A 14,910-nucleotide genomic window follows, 5' to 3' on the forward strand; every position below is an offset into this window, starting at 1 on the left:
GGCCGGTGCCGGGTCCGGTCCGGGTGCTACGCCGGCTCCAGCCGCCACCACTGGGAGGCGGAGTCGGTGTCCTCGCCCTGGCGGACCCGGCCCTCGGCGTCGGCCTCCAGCGGCAGGCCGCTGATACAGGCGATCAAGGACACCACCCCCGGAGCGTCGAGGTGCTCCTCGACGATCCACTCCTGCGCGCCGAAGGCGTTGGCCCGCCACACCTGCACCCGGGCGCCGCTCTCCGTCGACGCGTTCGCCACGTCCAGGCGCCGCTCGTTGTCCTCGCTCACCACGTGGAAGATCCCGCCGCCGCTGTGCACCGGCGAGATCAGCCACCGGCGGGCGGCCGCCGGAGCGGGCGGCCCGTCCGGGCCGACCCGCACCCGGGAGGCGCCCTCCAGCTGGAGCACCAGCCCGCTGTCCACGTTGCGGATCCGGTAGATCCCTTCGGGAAGGTTCAACCCGGTCGCCCTCACACGTCGAATTCGGCCGGGTCCGGGCCGATCCGGCGGCCCGCCGCGCCCGCGCCCAGGGCGTCCAGTGCGGCCATCTGGGCCGCGTCCAGTTCGAAGCCGAAGACGTCCAGGTTCTCCCGGATGCGGGCGGGGGTCACGGACTTCGGGATCACGACGTTCCCGTGCTGGAGGTGCCAGCGCAGCACCACCTGCGCGGCGCTGCGGCCGTGCGCGTCGGCGATCGCGGTGACGGCCGGCAGCGTCAGGAGCTCCTTGCCCTGGCCCAGCGGGGACCAGGCCTCGGTGACGATCCCGCGCGCGGCGTGCTCGGCGCGCAGCGCGGCCTGCGGGTGCAGCGGGTGCAGCTCGACCTGGTTCACGGCCGGTACCAGGGCGCTCTCGGCGGCGAGCCGGTCCAGGTCCTCGGTGCGGAAGTTCGACACGCCGACCGCCTTGGCGCGGCCGCTCGCGGCGATCTCCTCGAAGGCCTTCCAGATGGCGACGAAGTCGTCGCGCATCGGGCGCGGCCAGTGGATCAGGTACAGGTCGACGTGGTCGAGGCCCAGCTTGGCGAGGGAGTCGTCGAAGGCGCGCAGCACCTCGTCGCGGCCCCACGTCTGCTTCGGGCCGTTCCACAGCTTGGTGGTGACGAACAGCTCCTCGCGCGGCAGCCCGGAAGCGGCGACGGCCTTGCCCGTGCCCTTCTCGTTGCCGTAGATCGCGGCCGTGTCGATGCTGCGGTAACCGGCCTCCAGGGCCGTCCCCACGGCGTGCTCCGCCTCCGCGTCCGGCACCTGCCAGACGCCGAAGCCGAGCTGGGGCATGAGCGTGCCGTTGTTGAGCTTGATGGCCGGGACCTGGTTCACGTCGGGTCGTTCCCTCACGTCGGCGCGTTGGTGCGCGGTGGTACAGCGTCGTACGAGGGGCGACAACCGGCCCCCCGCACGACGTATTCCCGCCATCCGGGCCGTGTCGCTCAGGTGGCTCCGAGGTACGCCTCCCGGACCAGCGGGTCCGCCCGTACCTCGGCCGGCGTGCCCTCGGCCAGCACCGTCCCGAGGTCCAGTACGACGACCCGCGAGCAGAGGTCCATGACGAAGGCCACGTTGTGCTCGACCAGCAGCACCGCGCAGCCCTCCTCCGCCGCCAGCCGGCGCACCACCCCCGCCAGCCGCTCGCGCTCGGGCGCCGACATGCCGGACGCCGGTTCGTCCAGCAGCAGCACCCGCGGCGGGTCGGCCACCGCGCGCGCCAGCTCGACCATCCGGGCCTGCCCGACGGGCAGCCCGCCCGCGTACGCGGTCCCCAGCGCGCCGATCCCGCAGTCGGCCAGCACCCGCTCGCCGCGCACCCGCCGGCCCCGCTCCCGGGCGCGCCGGGCCGGGAGGGCGAGGAGGTCGGCCGCCGGCCCGCCCCCGCCGCCCCGCCACTCCTGCGCCACCAGCACGTTGTCGGCCACGCTGAGCTGCCCGAACAGCTGCCGGCGCTGGAACGTCCGGCGCATCCCGTGCCGGGCCCGCCAGACGGGGGAGCGGCGCGTGATGTCCGCGCCGTCCAGCAGGATCCGGCCCCGGTCGGGCCGGCGGATCCCCGACAGGACGTCGAACAGCGTGGTCTTCCCGGCCCCGTTGGGGCCGATCAGCCCGCACACCTCGCCCGCCCGGATTCCGAGGTCCACCCCGCTCAGTGCCCTGACGCCGCCGAAGCGCACGCCGACACCGCCCGCGTGGAGCACGTAGCCGCTCATGTCCTCTGCGCTCATGTCCTCTCCGCTCATGTCCCCATTCCCAGATACGCCTCGGTGAGCCGGTCGGCCTCCACCTCGTCCCGCGGGCCGCACCAGGAGACCCGGCCCTGGGAGAGGTAGGCCACGGTGTCGGCGACGCCCAGGATCCCGGCGGCCTTCTCTTCCACCAGGAGCAGGGCCGTGCCGGCGTCGCGGAGCTCGGTGAGCAGCAGGTACACCTCCTGCGCCACGCGCGGCGCCAGCCCGAGCGAGGGTTCGTCGGCGATCAGCACCGCGGGCGGCCGCTGCAGGAGCGGAGCCAGGGCCAGCATCTGCTGCTCCCCGCCGGACAGCGCACCGGCGCTCACCCCGCGGCGCTCGGCGAGCCGCGGGAAGCGGGCGTAGACGGCGGCCCGCGCGTCGGCCTCCGGCAGGTACAGGGCCAGGTTCTCCTCGATGGTCAGGGACGGGAAGATGCCCCGGCCCTCCGGAGCGAGCACCACACCGGCGCGCGCCCGGCGCACGGCACCGTCGCGCGTGGCGTCCCGCCCGTCCACGCACACCGCACCGGCGTCGGCCGGCAGCAGCCCGGCCGCGACCCGGCACGCGGTGCTCTTCCCGGCCCCGTTCGGCCCGAGCACGGCCAGGATCTCCCCGCGCCGCACGGTGAGATCGACCCCGTGCAGCACGAGTCCGCCGTCGTACCCGGCCGTGACGCCGCGCAGTTCGAGCGCGGCCTTTCCCGCCCCCGAGGGGTTCGGGGCGCGGGGGCCGGGGAGGGGCCCCGGTCCGGGACGGGCCGCCGTCGCGGGCGACGGCCCCGCAGCGCCCCGGGCCCGCCGCCGGGCGAGCCGGACCGGTACGGCCGCGCAGTACCCGTCGGGGTCGGTGGCGAGGGCCAGTCCGGCCAGGCCGAACAGGATCACCGGCAGGTGCGCGGACTCCGTCACGTAGTCGGACAGCAGCCGCGGGGCCACCGCGTACACCAGCCCGGCCACCACCGCGTACTGCGGGCGCCGCACACCCGCCGCGACCACGACCGCCAGCCACACCAGGCCCGTCATCGCCGTGAAGTCCGTAGCCGTGATCCGGGTGTTGTACGACGCGTACATCACGCCCCCGAACCCGGCCAGCCCGGCGGACAGGGTGAACAGCAGCAGTTTCGTACGCAGGACCGACACCCCCGAGGCCGCCGCCGCTGCCGGAGCCGACCGCACGGCCAGCATGGCGCGCCCCGACGGGGATCCGCGCAGCGCGCTCAGCCCGGCGGCCACGAGCGCGACGAGCACCACCAGGGCCACTCCGAGCGCCCGGTCGTCGGAGAGGTCCACCGGTCCGAGGACGGGCCGCGGGACCGACCAGCCCGTGTCGCCGTTGCGCAGCCACCGCAGCTGGAAGAGCACCTGGTCGGCGAGGAACGCCAGGGCCAGCGTGGCCAGCGCCAGCGACCTGCCGCCGAGCCGCAGCGCCGGCAGCGCCACCAGTGCCCCCAGGACCGCCGCCGCGCACGTGCCCACCGCCAGCGCGGCCAGGAAGGGCCAGCCCCGGCTCATCAGCAGCCCGGCCACGAGCGCGGCCCCGGTCACGAAGGTGCCCTGCGCGAGGGACACCATCGCCCCGAGCCCGGTCACCACGGTGAAGGACATGAACACCAGGGCCACGGCCAGACCTTGCGCCAGCAGCCCGCTCCAGAAGGGCGTGGTGACGGTGTAGAACGCGACGCACAGCAGCCCCGCGCCCGCCGCCCACACCCCCCAGCGCCGCCCCCACGCGGCCCCGGCCAGGTGGTCCACCGGCGGGGCGTCCACGGACGGGACCCCCGCGGTCCGGGCCCTGCGGGTCAGTACGAGCAGCCCGCCGAACAGGATCAGGAAGGGCACCGCCGTACGGAAGCCGGTGATGGACTCGGCGAAGGACGCGTACCCCGCCACCAGGTTCTGCAGGACCCCCAGCCCCAGCCCGCCCGCGAAGGCGAGCGGTACGGACGCGAACCTTCCGATGACCGCGGCCGTGGCCGAGACGAACAGGAACAGCGTGAAGTCGTGGGCCGACAGCCCCAGCAGCGGGGTCGCCAGTACACCCGCCAGCCCGGCCAGCGCCGAAGCGATCATCCAGGCCACCGACGACAGCCGGTCGGCGCTGATCCCGCGCAGCTCGGTCAGCGAGCGGTTGTCGACGGCCGCCCGCAGCAGCAGCCCGATCCGCGTGTGCCGCATCAGCACCCACAGGGCCACCGCCACCAGCGCGGTGACCACCCAGGTGATCAGCTGGTCGGAGTCGATGCCGACGCCCTCCGTGAGCTGCCAGGACTTCGCCGGGCTCGGCCCCACGCCCGGCAGCCCGAACCGGTTCTCCGCCGGTTTCACCGGGGCGCCCGCGTCCGCCAGCAGTTCGACCGCCCACAGCCCGGCGGCCGGCAGCGCCACCAGCAGCCCGATGGTCGCGACGATCTGCGCCGTCTCACCGACCCGTGCGAGCCGCCGGAACATCAGCCGGTCCAGCCCCCAGCCCAGGCCGGGTGCGAGGACGAACACCACCAGCAGCGCCGCCGGGACCGCCGGCCAGCCCAGCCCGGAGTGCAGTTCGTAGAAGGTGAGCGCGCACAGGTAGGCGGTGGCCCCGTGCGCGAAGTTGAACAGCCCGGACGCCGAGTACGAGAGCACCAGCCCGGTGGCGAGCAGCGCGTACAGGGCGCCGGAGACCAGACCGCTCAGAACGAAGACGAGCAGATCCCCCATGCCGCACCCCTACTTGAAGGGGATGGGCTCGTAGCACTTGAACGGGACGGAGACCTCGTACGCGCCGTTCTTCAGCTGTACGAGTGCCCCGCAGCCGAAGCTGTCCTTCTGCCCCTTGGGCAGTGCGCGGTCGCCGACGAGCGTGCCGGTGTCGGAGAAGCCCTGCGCGGCGGCCTGGAAGGACTCGACGGTCAGGTCCTTGCCCGCCTTCTGCGCGATGGACAGGAACAGGTCGGCCGACATGTACCCGGTCAACATGTGCATGTTGAGCGGGACGTCCTTGCCGCCCGCGGCCGCCTTGATGTCGGCCTTGAACTGCGCCATCTTCGGATCGGTCGACTCGAACGGCTGGAACTGCAGCAGGACGTGGATCCCGTCGAGGGCCTGCCGGGTGGCGTCCTGGGCGAGCAGCCCGGGGTCGTAGTCGGTGGGGTCGGAGAGCAGCCCCTTGTACCCGCTGCGCTTGAGCGCGGTGAAGAGCCCGATGTTGTTGGGCGTCTGCATGACGGAGACGACGGCGTCCGGGGCCTTGCCGTCGTTGCTGGAGAGGATCTCCTTCACGTACGCGGACCAGTCGCTCGGGACGGCGGTGCCCGGTACGGAGGCCTTGGCGTAGGAGACCTTGAAGCCGGCGCTGGTGAAGCCCTGCTGGAAGGTCCGGATGCCGAACTTCCCGGCATCGCTGTCGTTGGCGATGACCGCGACGGACTTGCCCCGGGCGCCGCCGAGGATCTGGCCGATGCCCTCGGGCCAGGTCTGGTTCAGGGTGCCGCCGGGGGTGGGGACCAGGCAGCCGTTGAATCCGTAGATGTACTGGGGCCCGCAGAAGGAGGGCAGGGTGCCCCAGCCGAAGGTGGGCACCTTCTCCTGCTCCAGGAAGTCGGCGCCGGAGAAGGTCACGGAGCTCATGGGGGACACGGCGAAGACCTTGTCCTGCTGGACGAGCTTGCGGGCGGCCGCCATGTTCTTCGCGGGGTCCTGGCCGTCGTCCTCGGCACCCAGGTATTCGATCTTGCGGCCGTTGACCCCGCCCTCGGCGTTGGCTCTCAGGTAGCGGGCCTTGGCGCCGAGGTCGGTGTCCTTCTTGCTGTAGCCGCTGGCGGTGGTCATGGAGACGATGCCGCCGACCTTGATCGCGTCGGCGGTCACTCCGCGCGTGTTGCCCGGTGCTTCGTCGGGCCCGCCCGGAGAGGTGCCGTTGGTGGAGGCGGAGTTGCAGGCGGAGACGAGCGCGATGGCCGCTGCCGCGGCGGCCAGGGTGCGGATCGGTCGCAACATGTCGGGGATCCCCTCCGGTCGGAATCCCCGCATTCTGTGGCTGACCTGACGGATCGTCAATATCCATGGCGAAGTAAAGTGACGAGCCGTCAGATTCGCCTGATGGCATGCCCGGATCGATGCCTCACGTCCGGGCCTCACGTCCGGGCTTCATGTCCGGTAGAGGGCGGCGACCTCCTTCTCGTACGCCTTCTCGATCGCCCGGCGCTTGAGCTTCAGCGAAGGGGTCAGCAGCCCCCGCTCCTCCGTGAACTGCTCGCCCAGCACCCGGAAGGTGCGGATCGCCTCCGCCTGCGACACCAGGGTGTTGGCGGCCACCACCGCCCGGCGGACCTCCGCCGTCAGCTCCGGATCGCTCACCAGGTCCGCGGCCGGCATCTGCGGTCTGCCGCGCATCGACAGCCAGTGCGCTATCCCCTCCATGTCCAGGGTGAGCAGCGCCGCGATGTACGGCCGGTCGTTGCCCACCAGCACGCACTGCGCCACCAGCGGATGCGAACGGACGCGTTCCTCCAGCGCGGCCGGGGCGACGCTCTTGCCGTTGGAGGTCACCAGGATCTCCTTCTTGCGCCCGGTGATGGTCAGGTAGCCGTCCTCGTCCAGCCGCCCCAGGTCCCCGGTCGCCAGCCAGCCGCCCCGCAGCACCGCCTCCGTGGCATGCGGGTCGCCCAGGTACCCGGAGAAGATGTGGCCGCCGTGCAGCCAGACCTCCCCGTCGTCCGCGATGTGCACCGTGCTGCCCGGGATCGGGCGGCCCACCGTCCCGTACTTCGTCGCCTCCGGGGGGTTCGCCGTGGCGGCCGCGCAGGACTCGGTCAGCCCGTACCCCTCGAACACCGTGATACCGGCGCCGTCGAAGAACAGCCCGAGGCGGCGCGACATCGCGGACCCGCCCGACATCGCGTACCGCACCTGCCCGCCCATCGCCTCGCGCACCTTGCCGTAGACGAGCCTGTCGAAGAGCTGGTGCTCCATCCGCAGCGCCGCCGACGGGCCCGGCCCGGTGCCGAAGGCCTTCTGCTCGCGCGCCTCCGCGTACCGCACGGCCGTCTCGACGGCCCGGTCGAAGGGCCCCGTCCGCCCGTCCGCCTCCGCCTTGCGGCGGGCCGCCGCGAAGACCTTCTCGAAGACGTGGGGGACACCGAGCACGAAGGTCGGCCGGAACGCTGCGAGGTCCGGCATCAGCTCGGCCGCCGCCAGCACCGGCTGGTGCCCGAGCTTGACCCGTGCCCGGACGGCCGCCACCTCCACCATCCGCCCGAAGACGTGGGCCAGCGGCAGGAAGAGCAGCGTCGACGGCCGGTCGCCCTGCCTGCCCTGGAACACCGACTCCCAGCGGGCCACCAGCGTGTCGGCCTCGTACATGAAGTTCGCGTGCGTGAGCACGCACCCCTTGGGGCGGCCCGTGGTTCCCGAGGTGTAGATCACGGTCGCCGTCGCATCGGGCGTCACCGCGCCGCGGTGGCGGTGCACGACGTCCTCGGCGACCGACCGGCCGTCGGCGACGAGCGCGTCCACGGCCCCGGCGTCCAGCTGCCACAGCCGCCTGAGGTGGGGGAGCCGGTCGATGACCGACCCCACCGTCATGGCCTGGTCCTCGTTCTCCACGACACAGGCCGTGCAGTCGGTGTCGTAGAGGATCCAGTGCACCTGCTCGGTGGAGGACGTCGGGTAGACGGGGACAGGCTGGGCGCCGATCGCCCACAGGGCGAAGTCGAAGAGCGTGAACTCGTACCGGGTGCGGGACATGACGGCCACCCGGTCCCCGAAGCGCACCCCCTGGGCCAGCAGCCCCTTGGCGAGCGCCAGCACCTCGGCGGCCAGCTCGCCGGAGGTCACGTCCCGCCACACCCCGTCGGTCTTCCGGCCGAGGACCACCCGGTCCGGCTCCTCCCGGGCGTGCTGGAAGACGACGTCGGCCAGCCCGCCGACGGGAGCGCCCGTGACGATCGGTGGGACGGTGATCTCGCGCAAGGCCCCGCTCCTCTCCGCGCGCCGCGGTGAACGTACCTCAGCGTCAATCGGGGTTGATCGGCGTTCGGATACCTCCACAAGACCTCCCCAGTGATCACGGCATTCACGCCGCTGACGTGCGGGTCAGAGGGCGCGGGCGGCCCGGCGTGCGCCCGGCGGCCGCTCCCGTGCGCCGGGTGGCCGGCGGGTGCGCCGGTCGGCGCGCCGGGCGGTTCGAAGCGGTCCGCCCACGGGGGCGGGCGGTGCACCGCGCGCGGCGGTCAGCCGGTGCGGGAGAGCCGGTCCGCTCCGGAGAGGACCGCCGCCGCCAGAGCCTCGGCCGCCGGTGACGCACGCGGCCCGCGCACCAGCGCGAACTCCACCGGCCCCAGCTCGGGCAGCCCGCCGACGCGCACCAGACCCGGCGGGATCAGCCCCCGGGTGTGCGCCATCACGCCCAGCCCGGCCCGGGCCGCCGCCACCAGACCGCTCAGGCTGCCGCTCGTGCAGGCGATCCGCCACGCCCGGCCGTGCCGTTCCAGCACCTCCAGGGCGCGCGTCCGGGTGATGCCCGGCGGCGGGAAGACGATCAGCGGAACGGGCCGCTCGGGATCCACCCGCAGCCCCTCCGCGCCGATCCACACCATCCGGTCCCGCCAGACCAGTCGGCCCCGCTCGTCCCCGGGCCCCCGCCGCTTCGCCAGCACCAGGTCGAGGCGCCCCGCGTCCAGCCGCTCGTGGAGCGTGCCCGACAGCTCCACCGACAGCTCCAGATCCACCTCGGGGTGCTCGTGCCGGAACCCCTCCAGGATCTCCGGAAGCCGCGACAGCACGAAGTCCTCCGAGGCCCCGAACCGCAGCCGCCCCCGCAGCCGCGTCCCCGTGAAGAAGGCCGCCGCCCGCTCGTGCGCCTCCAGGATCGTCCGCGCGAAGCCGAGCATCGCCTCGCCGTCCTCCGTCAGCTCCACACTGTGCGTGTCCCGCAGGAACAACGCCCGCCCGGTCGTCTCCTCCAGCCGCCGCACGTGCTGGCTGACCGTGGACTGCCGTACGCCGAGACGCCCCGCGGCCTGCGTGAAGCTCAGCGTCTGGGCCACCGTGAGGAACGTCCGCAACTGCACCGGGTCGTACATCCCCCCATCCTAGGCCGGCTCATCGCGATCCGTGATGACAGTGAGAGCGGTGTACGGGTTTCCCGATGACCGGAAAGGCCCGACGATGGAGGGACGCCGTGAAGGGACGGAGAGCACCCGGTCCCACCCGCCCCGACAGCAAGTGAGCACCGCGCATGCGCCGCCCGCACCTCCCCGCCTGGCTCCCCCTGGACCCGTACGTCCTGGCCCTGCTCGGCACCGTCGGCCTGGCCGCCCTGTACCCCGCCCGCGGCGCGGCGGCCACGATCGCCGGCTCCGCCGCCACCGCGGCCGTGGCCCTCCTCTTCTTCCTCTACGGCGCCCGGCTCTCCACCCGCGAGGCACTCGACGGCCTGCGCCACTGGCGGCTGCACCTCACCGTGCTCGCCTGCACCTTCCTGCTCTTCCCGGTCCTCGGCCTCGCCCTGTCCGCCCTCGCCCCCGGCCTCCTGCCGCCCGCGCTCCAGAGCGGCCTGATCTTCCTCTGCCTGGTCCCCTCGACCGTCCAGTCCTCCATCGCCTTCACCTCGATCGCCCGCGGCAACGTCCCCGCCGCGATCTGCGCCGGCTCCTTCTCCAGCCTGGCCGGCATCGTGCTCACCCCCCTCCTCGCAGCCGTCCTGCTCGGCGGCCGCACGGGCGGCTTCTCGCTCGGCTCCCTCCTCAAGATCACCCTCCAGCTCCTGCTGCCCTTCCTCCTGGGCCAGGCCGTGCGCCGCTGGGTCGGCGGCTTCCTCACCCGCCACAAGAAGACCCTCGGATACGTCGACCGCGGCTCGATCCTGCTCGTCGTCCACGCCGCCTTCAGCGCGGGCATGGTCGCCGGCATCTGGCAGCAGGTGAGCCCGCTGCGCCTGGGCGCGCTGATGCTCCTGGAAGCCGTACTCCTCACCGTCATGCTGCTCGTCACCTGGTACGGCGCGGCCCGCCTCGGCTTCGGCCGCGAGGACCGCATCGCCATCCAGTTCGCCGGGTCGAAGAAGAGCCTGGCCGCCGGACTCCCCATGGCCAGCGTGCTGTTCGGGGCCCAGGCCGGCCTCGCCGTGCTCCCGCTGATGCTCTTCCACCAGATGCAGCTGATGGTCTGCGCGGTCCTCGCCCGGCGCCGCGCCCAGGACCCGCTGCCCGAACTCGCCGCCGACCATGTGGCGGAGGTCTCCCGCCCGTCCCAACAGGTGGCTCCCCAGGGCCGGTAACGTGCGGTGGTGACCTGGATACGCCCGCTCGGCGCCCACGCCGAACGCCCCTGCACCCTGGTGGTCTGCCGCGGCTGCTGCTGCGGCGACCCCCGCAAGAACCCCGGCACCGACCACGCCGGCCAGCTCGCCCGGCTGCGCGAGGCCGCGGCCGCCTCCGGGGGCCGCCTGGCCGTCCGTACGAGCGACTGCCTCGGCCCGTGCGCCCAGGCCAACGTCATCGTCGTCCAGCCCACCACCGAGGCCCGCCGCCGCGGCGCCCGCGCGGTGTGGTTCGGCTGGGCCCTCGACGACACCGCCACCGACGAGATCATCGCCTGGGCCGAATCCGGCGGCCCGGGCTCCACCCCGCTCCCGGCCACCCTGGACCTCCACCGCATCGACCCACCGGCCCCGAAGCCGCCGGCCAACGCCGGCCGCCGCGCCCGGCGGGGGCGCTGAGGTGCGCGACTACAACCTCGCCCGGGCGGTGACCATAACCCTCGGCGTGCTGTTCGGTCTGCTGTTGCTGCTGGCCCTGGCCTTCGGCATGTTGGGTGGCACGTCCTCCCCGCTGACGGAGGCGGACGTCATCGGGACCTGGCACGGCGACCGCGGAGCCCGGCTCGAGGTGATGGCCGACGGCCGGGCCCGCCTCGCGGACGCTTCGGGCTGGGAGTGCTCCCGGGGCGAGGAGCCCGGTGTGTTCACCGGTGAGGGGAACTGGACCCTCGGCCACCCCACCGACGAAGACCCGGGGATCCTGCTCAAGTTCAGCCCCGACGGAACCCCCGCGATACAGGAGTGCACGGACTGGTTCTTGCTGAGCGGCACCGGGAAAGAGGGCACCGCGGGCGACGGCAGCGACGTGCGGGCCACGTTCCTCCACTACGAGCGCGGTGCGGTGGAGGTGTTCCGGCGCGCCGCTACAGGGTGATCCGCTCCTCGCCCGCGTAGATGTTCATGTCCGGGCCCCGCAGGAAGCCGACCAGGGTCATGCCCGACTCCAGCGCCAGGTCCACCGCCAGCGAGGAGGGCGCGGAGACCGCCGCCAGCACCGGGATGCCCGCCATCACGGCCTTCTGCGCGAGTTCGAAGGAGGCCCGGCCCGACACCAGCAGGACCGCCCCCGTCAGCGGGAGCCGTCCCGCCTGGAGCGCGCGGCCGACGATCTTGTCCACCGCGTTGTGCCGGCCCACGTCCTCGCGCAGGTCGAGCAGCTCGCCCTCCGCCGTGAACAGCCCCGCCGCGTGCAGGCCGCCCGTACGGTCGAAGACCTTCTGGGCCGCGCGCAGCCGGTCCGGGAGCCCGGTGAGGACCTCCGCCGGCACCCGTACCGGATCGGCGGCGACTCCGGGGAAGCGGCTCGCCGTCCGGACGGCGTCCAGGCTGGCCTTACCGCACAGCCCGCAGGACGAGGTGGTGTAGACGTTCCGCTCCAGCGTGATGTCCGGCACCGGGACCCCGGCCGCCAGCTGCACGTTGACCACGTTGTAGGTGTTCGACCCGTCCTGCGTCGCCCCCTCGCAGTAGGTGACCGCCTGGACGTCGGAGGCCGCGCCGAGGACGCCCTCGCTCACCAGGAAGCCCACCGCCAGGGCGAAATCGTCACCCGGCGTGCGCATCGTGATGGCCAGCGGCCGGCCGTTCAGCCGTATCTCCAGCGGCTCCTCGGCCACCAGTGTGTCCGGGCGGACACCCGCCGCCCCGCTCCGGATCCGGACGACGCGACGGCGTTCGGTGACCCGTCCCATGGTGATCAGCCCACCCCTTCTGTTTCTCGCCGATGCCCGACGTACTCATTCTCGCGGTTCCGCATCCGACCTGGTCCCGGGCAGGGGGCTCCTCGGGAAGCTCCAAAATCCGGGGCCGGAATCCTGTCGGGTCACACGCACCCGTACCCACCGGTAGCAGGCAAAGCTGGGTGATCCTGACTTGCCTACGAGGGGGGACCCCGCCCATGACCGGTTCACGCGTGGTGGCGCTAGGGCACTACCAGCCCGCGAAAGTGCTCACCAACGAGGACCTCGCGGCCATGGTCGACACCACCGACGAGTGGATCCGTTCCCGCGTCGGCATCCGCACCCGCCACATCGCGGGCCCGGACGAGCCGGTCGACGAGCTGGCCTACCAGGCGGCCGGCAAGGCGCTCGCCGGCGCCGGCCTGACCCCGGACGACATCGACCTCGTCCTGGTGGCCACCTCCACCGCGATCGACCGCTCGCCCAACATGGCCGCGCGCGTCGCCGCCAAGCTGGGCATGGGCGGCAGCCCCGCCGTGATGGACATCAACGTCGTCTGCTCGGGCTTCACCCACGCCCTGGCCACGGCCGACCACGCCATCCGGGCCGGCTCCGCCACCCGCGCACTGGTCATCGGCGCCGACAAGATGGCCGAGATCACCGACTGGTCCGACCGCACCACCTGCGTGCTCACCGGTGACGGCGCCGGCGCGGCCGTCGTCGAGGCCTGCGAGGAGCCGGGCATCGGCCCCGTGCTGTGGGGCTCCGTCCCGGAGATGGGCAACGCGGTTCGCATCGAGGGCTCGCCTCCGGTCTTCGCCCAGGAGGGCCAGTCCGTCTACCGCTGGACCACCAGCCAGCTCCCGCCGCTCGCCCGCAAGGTGTGCGAGAAGGCCGGTGTCACCCCCGAGGAGCTGGCCGCGGTCGTCCTCCACCAGGCGAACCTGCGCATCATCGAGCCGCTCGCGGCGAAGATCGGCGCGGTCAACGCCGTCGTCGCCCGCGACGTCATCGAATCCGGCAACACCTCGGCAGCCAGCATTCCCATGGCCCTGTCGAAGCTGGTCCAGCGCGGCGAGATCCCCTCCGGCGCCCCGGTCCTCCTGTTCGGCTTCGGCGGCAACCTCTCCTACGCGGGCCAGGTCATCAGCTGCCCGTGACGCTCTCGGCGGCCGTTGCCCGCGCCCGCGCGGCGGGGGAGCGGCCGCCCTCGGCGACCACCGCGCCGACCAGGACGACCGCCAGGGCCACCAGCTGGCCGGCTCCCGTCCAGCCGGTGCCCACGGGCACCGTGGCGAGCGCGAGCACCAGGGCCGTCGCGCGGTAGCGGGACGGCCCGATGCCCAGCACCGCACGGAAGAGCAGGTTCCCGGCCAGGTAGAGGGCGACACCGCCGGCCAGCGCGACCGCCGGGCCGGTGTGCAGGTGCTCCCCGAGGTGCCCGATCGTCTTCTTCACCCCGGCCGCGAAGACGGCGATGCCCAGTAGCACGGGCAGGAAGGCGTAGTAGTACGCGGCCATCGCCAGCTTGAAACGCCGCTCCGGCGGCGTCTGCGCGAAGACCCCCTCGGCCCGGCCCTCGTCGCGCACGAAGTACATCCACCACATCGCGGACGCGATCGTGAGCGACAGGAAGGCGCCGCCCGCGATGCCGGCGGACAGGGGCAGCGAACCCACCCCGATGCCGATCGCGATCACGGACTCGCCGAAGACGATGATCAGCAGCAGACCGTGCCGCTCCACCAGGTGCGCCGCGTTCATGCCGCCGAGCTGGTCGCCGACCGTCTGCTCCGCCGCCTCCGGCTCCGCCGCTGCCCCGCTCGCCGCGACCCGCTGCACGACCACCGGCGTCACGAACTGCAGCAGCAGCGCCAGCAGCCACAGGCCCCAGGCCGGCAGCCCGTCGAAGAACCCGGCGGCCGTCACCGCCAGCGCGCACAGCACATTGGGCAGCGCGAACCACAGCACCCCGCGGCCGTGCGCCTGCGTGAACAGCGCGCCGTGGACGAGTACGACCAGCAGGTACCCCAGGCCGAAGGCCACGCCGCCCGCCCCGAAGGCGGTGGGCACGGCCAGCGCGCACACCATGAACGCGCCCATGGCGAGCATGAGCAGCACGCGCCGGACGGTCCGGTCCGGCGGCACCTGGTTGGTCAGGTGCGCGTAGCCCCCGTACATCCAGAACAGCACGGTGAAGATCAGCACCACCTGCCCCGCGCCCCGTGGGGTCAGGTCGTCGGCCAGCAGCACCGTCAACTGCGTGATGGTGAAGACGAAGACGAGGTCGAAGAACAGCTCCAGCGTGCTGACGCGGTGCTCGGTTTCCATGCGCGGCTCCCCCCGGATGTGTGCGCAGCCATCCGACCGCCCGGCGCCGCCGCTGTCCACCCCGACGCCGATATCCGCCAGCAGGCCGGTCCCGTCCGCACCGGTCCGTCCGCACCCCCGCTCGCGGCGAGACGCCCCGTCCCGCTGTGCCCTCCGCGGCATGCCCGCAGGTCAGCCCGGCGTGGCGGACCACCCGCCGCCCGGATAAGTGGTCGGAGCCCCGCCGATCCTTTGCTATTGTTGTCCATGTCGCCACGGGAAACCGGGGCCGACCACCGGTCCGGGTGGCGGAATGGCAGACGCGCTAGCTTGAGGTGCTAGTGCCCTTTATCGGGCGTGGGGGTTCAAGTCCCCCCTCGGACACAGCAAGAACCCCACACACTGTGTGGGG

At 73.2% G+C, this 14,910-nt stretch carries 13 protein-coding genes and 1 tRNA gene; 5 read left to right on the forward strand and 9 right to left on the reverse strand.

Translation table 11 applies throughout. The annotated features are described in order from the left end of the window. Positions 1–26: 26 nt before the first annotated feature. The 7 genes from E6U81_RS12270 to E6U81_RS12300 form a co-directional block, all read right to left on the reverse strand. Entirely contained in the window at positions 27–452 is a 426-nt protein-coding gene (locus E6U81_RS12270; RefSeq protein WP_136230104.1) for an RICIN domain-containing protein, read from the reverse strand. Positions 453–463: 11 nt separating this feature from the next. Beyond that, on the reverse strand, positions 464–1,312 hold the full coding sequence (locus tag E6U81_RS12275) for an aldo/keto reductase (protein WP_206309907.1): 849 nt from the start codon (positions 1,310–1,312) through the stop codon (positions 464–466). A 110-nt stretch (positions 1,313–1,422) separates the two neighbouring features. Beyond that, positions 1,423–2,193: an ATP-binding cassette domain-containing protein gene (locus E6U81_RS12280; RefSeq protein WP_136230180.1), complete on the reverse strand. Its 771-nt coding sequence runs from the start codon at positions 2,191–2,193 to the stop codon at positions 1,423–1,425. Between the two features lie 26 nt (positions 2,194–2,219). Next, positions 2,220–4,910: an ATP-binding cassette domain-containing protein gene (locus tag E6U81_RS12285; protein WP_136230106.1), complete on the reverse strand. Its 2,691-nt coding sequence runs from the start codon at positions 4,908–4,910 to the stop codon at positions 2,220–2,222. Positions 4,911–4,919: 9 nt separating this feature from the next. Then, positions 4,920–6,188 (reverse strand): ABC transporter substrate-binding protein, encoded by a 1,269-nt coding sequence (locus E6U81_RS12290; RefSeq protein WP_136230107.1) that lies wholly within the window; start codon positions 6,186–6,188, stop codon positions 4,920–4,922. Between the two features lie 150 nt (positions 6,189–6,338). After that, positions 6,339–8,162, reverse strand: a complete 1,824-nt coding sequence (locus E6U81_RS12295; protein ID WP_136230108.1) for an AMP-dependent synthetase/ligase — start codon at positions 8,160–8,162, stop codon at positions 6,339–6,341. 260 nt (positions 8,163–8,422) lie between these two features. Further along, positions 8,423–9,274, reverse strand: coding sequence for a LysR substrate-binding domain-containing protein (locus E6U81_RS12300; protein ID WP_136230109.1), 852 nt, complete (start codon positions 9,272–9,274; stop codon positions 8,423–8,425). 155 nt (positions 9,275–9,429) lie between these two features. On the opposite strand from E6U81_RS12300, the gene E6U81_RS12305 reads away from it, so the two are divergent. The 3 genes from E6U81_RS12305 to E6U81_RS12315 are packed head-to-tail and all read left to right on the forward strand — an operon-like array spanning position 9,430 to position 11,386. After that, positions 9,430–10,470 carry a bile acid:sodium symporter family protein gene (locus tag E6U81_RS12305; protein ID WP_136230110.1) on the forward strand — a complete coding sequence of 347 codons (1,041 nt, stop codon included), beginning with the start codon at positions 9,430–9,432 and terminating at the stop codon, positions 10,468–10,470. Between the two features lie 9 nt (positions 10,471–10,479). Continuing rightward, entirely contained in the window at positions 10,480–10,911 is a 432-nt protein-coding gene (locus E6U81_RS12310) for a (2Fe-2S) ferredoxin domain-containing protein (RefSeq protein ID WP_206309908.1), read from the forward strand. A 28-nt stretch (positions 10,912–10,939) separates the two neighbouring features. Continuing rightward, on the forward strand, positions 10,940–11,386 hold the full coding sequence (locus E6U81_RS12315; protein WP_136230111.1) for a hypothetical protein: 447 nt from the start codon (positions 10,940–10,942) through the stop codon (positions 11,384–11,386). Here the strand turns inward: E6U81_RS12315 and fdhD are convergent. Further along, positions 11,376–12,203: a formate dehydrogenase accessory sulfurtransferase FdhD gene (fdhD, locus tag E6U81_RS12320; RefSeq protein WP_136230112.1), complete on the reverse strand. Its 828-nt coding sequence runs from the start codon at positions 12,201–12,203 to the stop codon at positions 11,376–11,378. The genes E6U81_RS12315 and fdhD overlap by 11 nt on opposite strands. Before the next feature lie 206 nt (positions 12,204–12,409). On the opposite strand from fdhD, the gene E6U81_RS12325 reads away from it, so the two are divergent. Beyond that, a complete protein-coding gene (locus tag E6U81_RS12325) occupies positions 12,410–13,351 on the forward strand; it encodes a beta-ketoacyl-ACP synthase III (RefSeq protein ID WP_136230113.1) in 942 nt (313 codons plus the stop codon). Here E6U81_RS12325 and E6U81_RS12330 read toward each other — a convergent pair. After that, a complete protein-coding gene (locus tag E6U81_RS12330) occupies positions 13,338–14,519 on the reverse strand; it encodes a low temperature requirement protein A (protein WP_136230114.1) in 1,182 nt (393 codons plus the stop codon). The genes E6U81_RS12325 and E6U81_RS12330 overlap by 14 nt on opposite strands. A gap of 278 nt (positions 14,520–14,797) precedes the next feature. On the opposite strand from E6U81_RS12330, the gene E6U81_RS12335 reads away from it, so the two are divergent. Beyond that, positions 14,798–14,882: transfer RNA gene (locus tag E6U81_RS12335), tRNA-Leu, on the forward strand. The last annotated feature ends 28 nt before the right edge of the window (positions 14,883–14,910 follow it).

It is taken from the genome of Streptomyces sp. A0592 (assembly GCF_004795115.1).
GTDB lineage: Bacteria > Actinomycetota > Actinomycetes > Streptomycetales > Streptomycetaceae > Streptomyces > Streptomyces erythrochromogenes.

What these genes read in the sequence shown, in the direction of transcription:
- E6U81_RS12285 (WP_136230106.1), bottom strand. Translation starts at nt 4,910, where the DNA reads ATGGGGGATCTGCTCGTCTTCGTTCTGAGCGGTCTGGTCTCCGGCGCC.
- E6U81_RS12325 (WP_136230113.1), top strand. Translation starts at nt 12,410, where the DNA reads ATGACCGGTTCACGCGTGGTGGCGCTAGGGCACTACCAGCCCGCGAAA.
- fdhD (WP_136230112.1), bottom strand. Translation starts at nt 12,203, where the DNA reads ATGGGACGGGTCACCGAACGCCGTCGCGTCGTCCGGATCCGGAGCGGG.
- E6U81_RS12280 (WP_136230180.1), bottom strand. Translation starts at nt 2,193, where the DNA reads ATGAGCGGCTACGTGCTCCACGCGGGCGGTGTCGGCGTGCGCTTCGGC.
- E6U81_RS12290 (WP_136230107.1), bottom strand. Translation starts at nt 6,188, where the DNA reads ATGTTGCGACCGATCCGCACCCTGGCCGCCGCGGCAGCGGCCATCGCG.
- E6U81_RS12330 (WP_136230114.1), bottom strand. Translation starts at nt 14,519, where the DNA reads ATGGAAACCGAGCACCGCGTCAGCACGCTGGAGCTGTTCTTCGACCTC.
- E6U81_RS12305 (WP_136230110.1), top strand. Translation starts at nt 9,430, where the DNA reads ATGCGCCGCCCGCACCTCCCCGCCTGGCTCCCCCTGGACCCGTACGTC.
- E6U81_RS12300 (WP_136230109.1), bottom strand. Translation starts at nt 9,274, where the DNA reads ATGTACGACCCGGTGCAGTTGCGGACGTTCCTCACGGTGGCCCAGACG.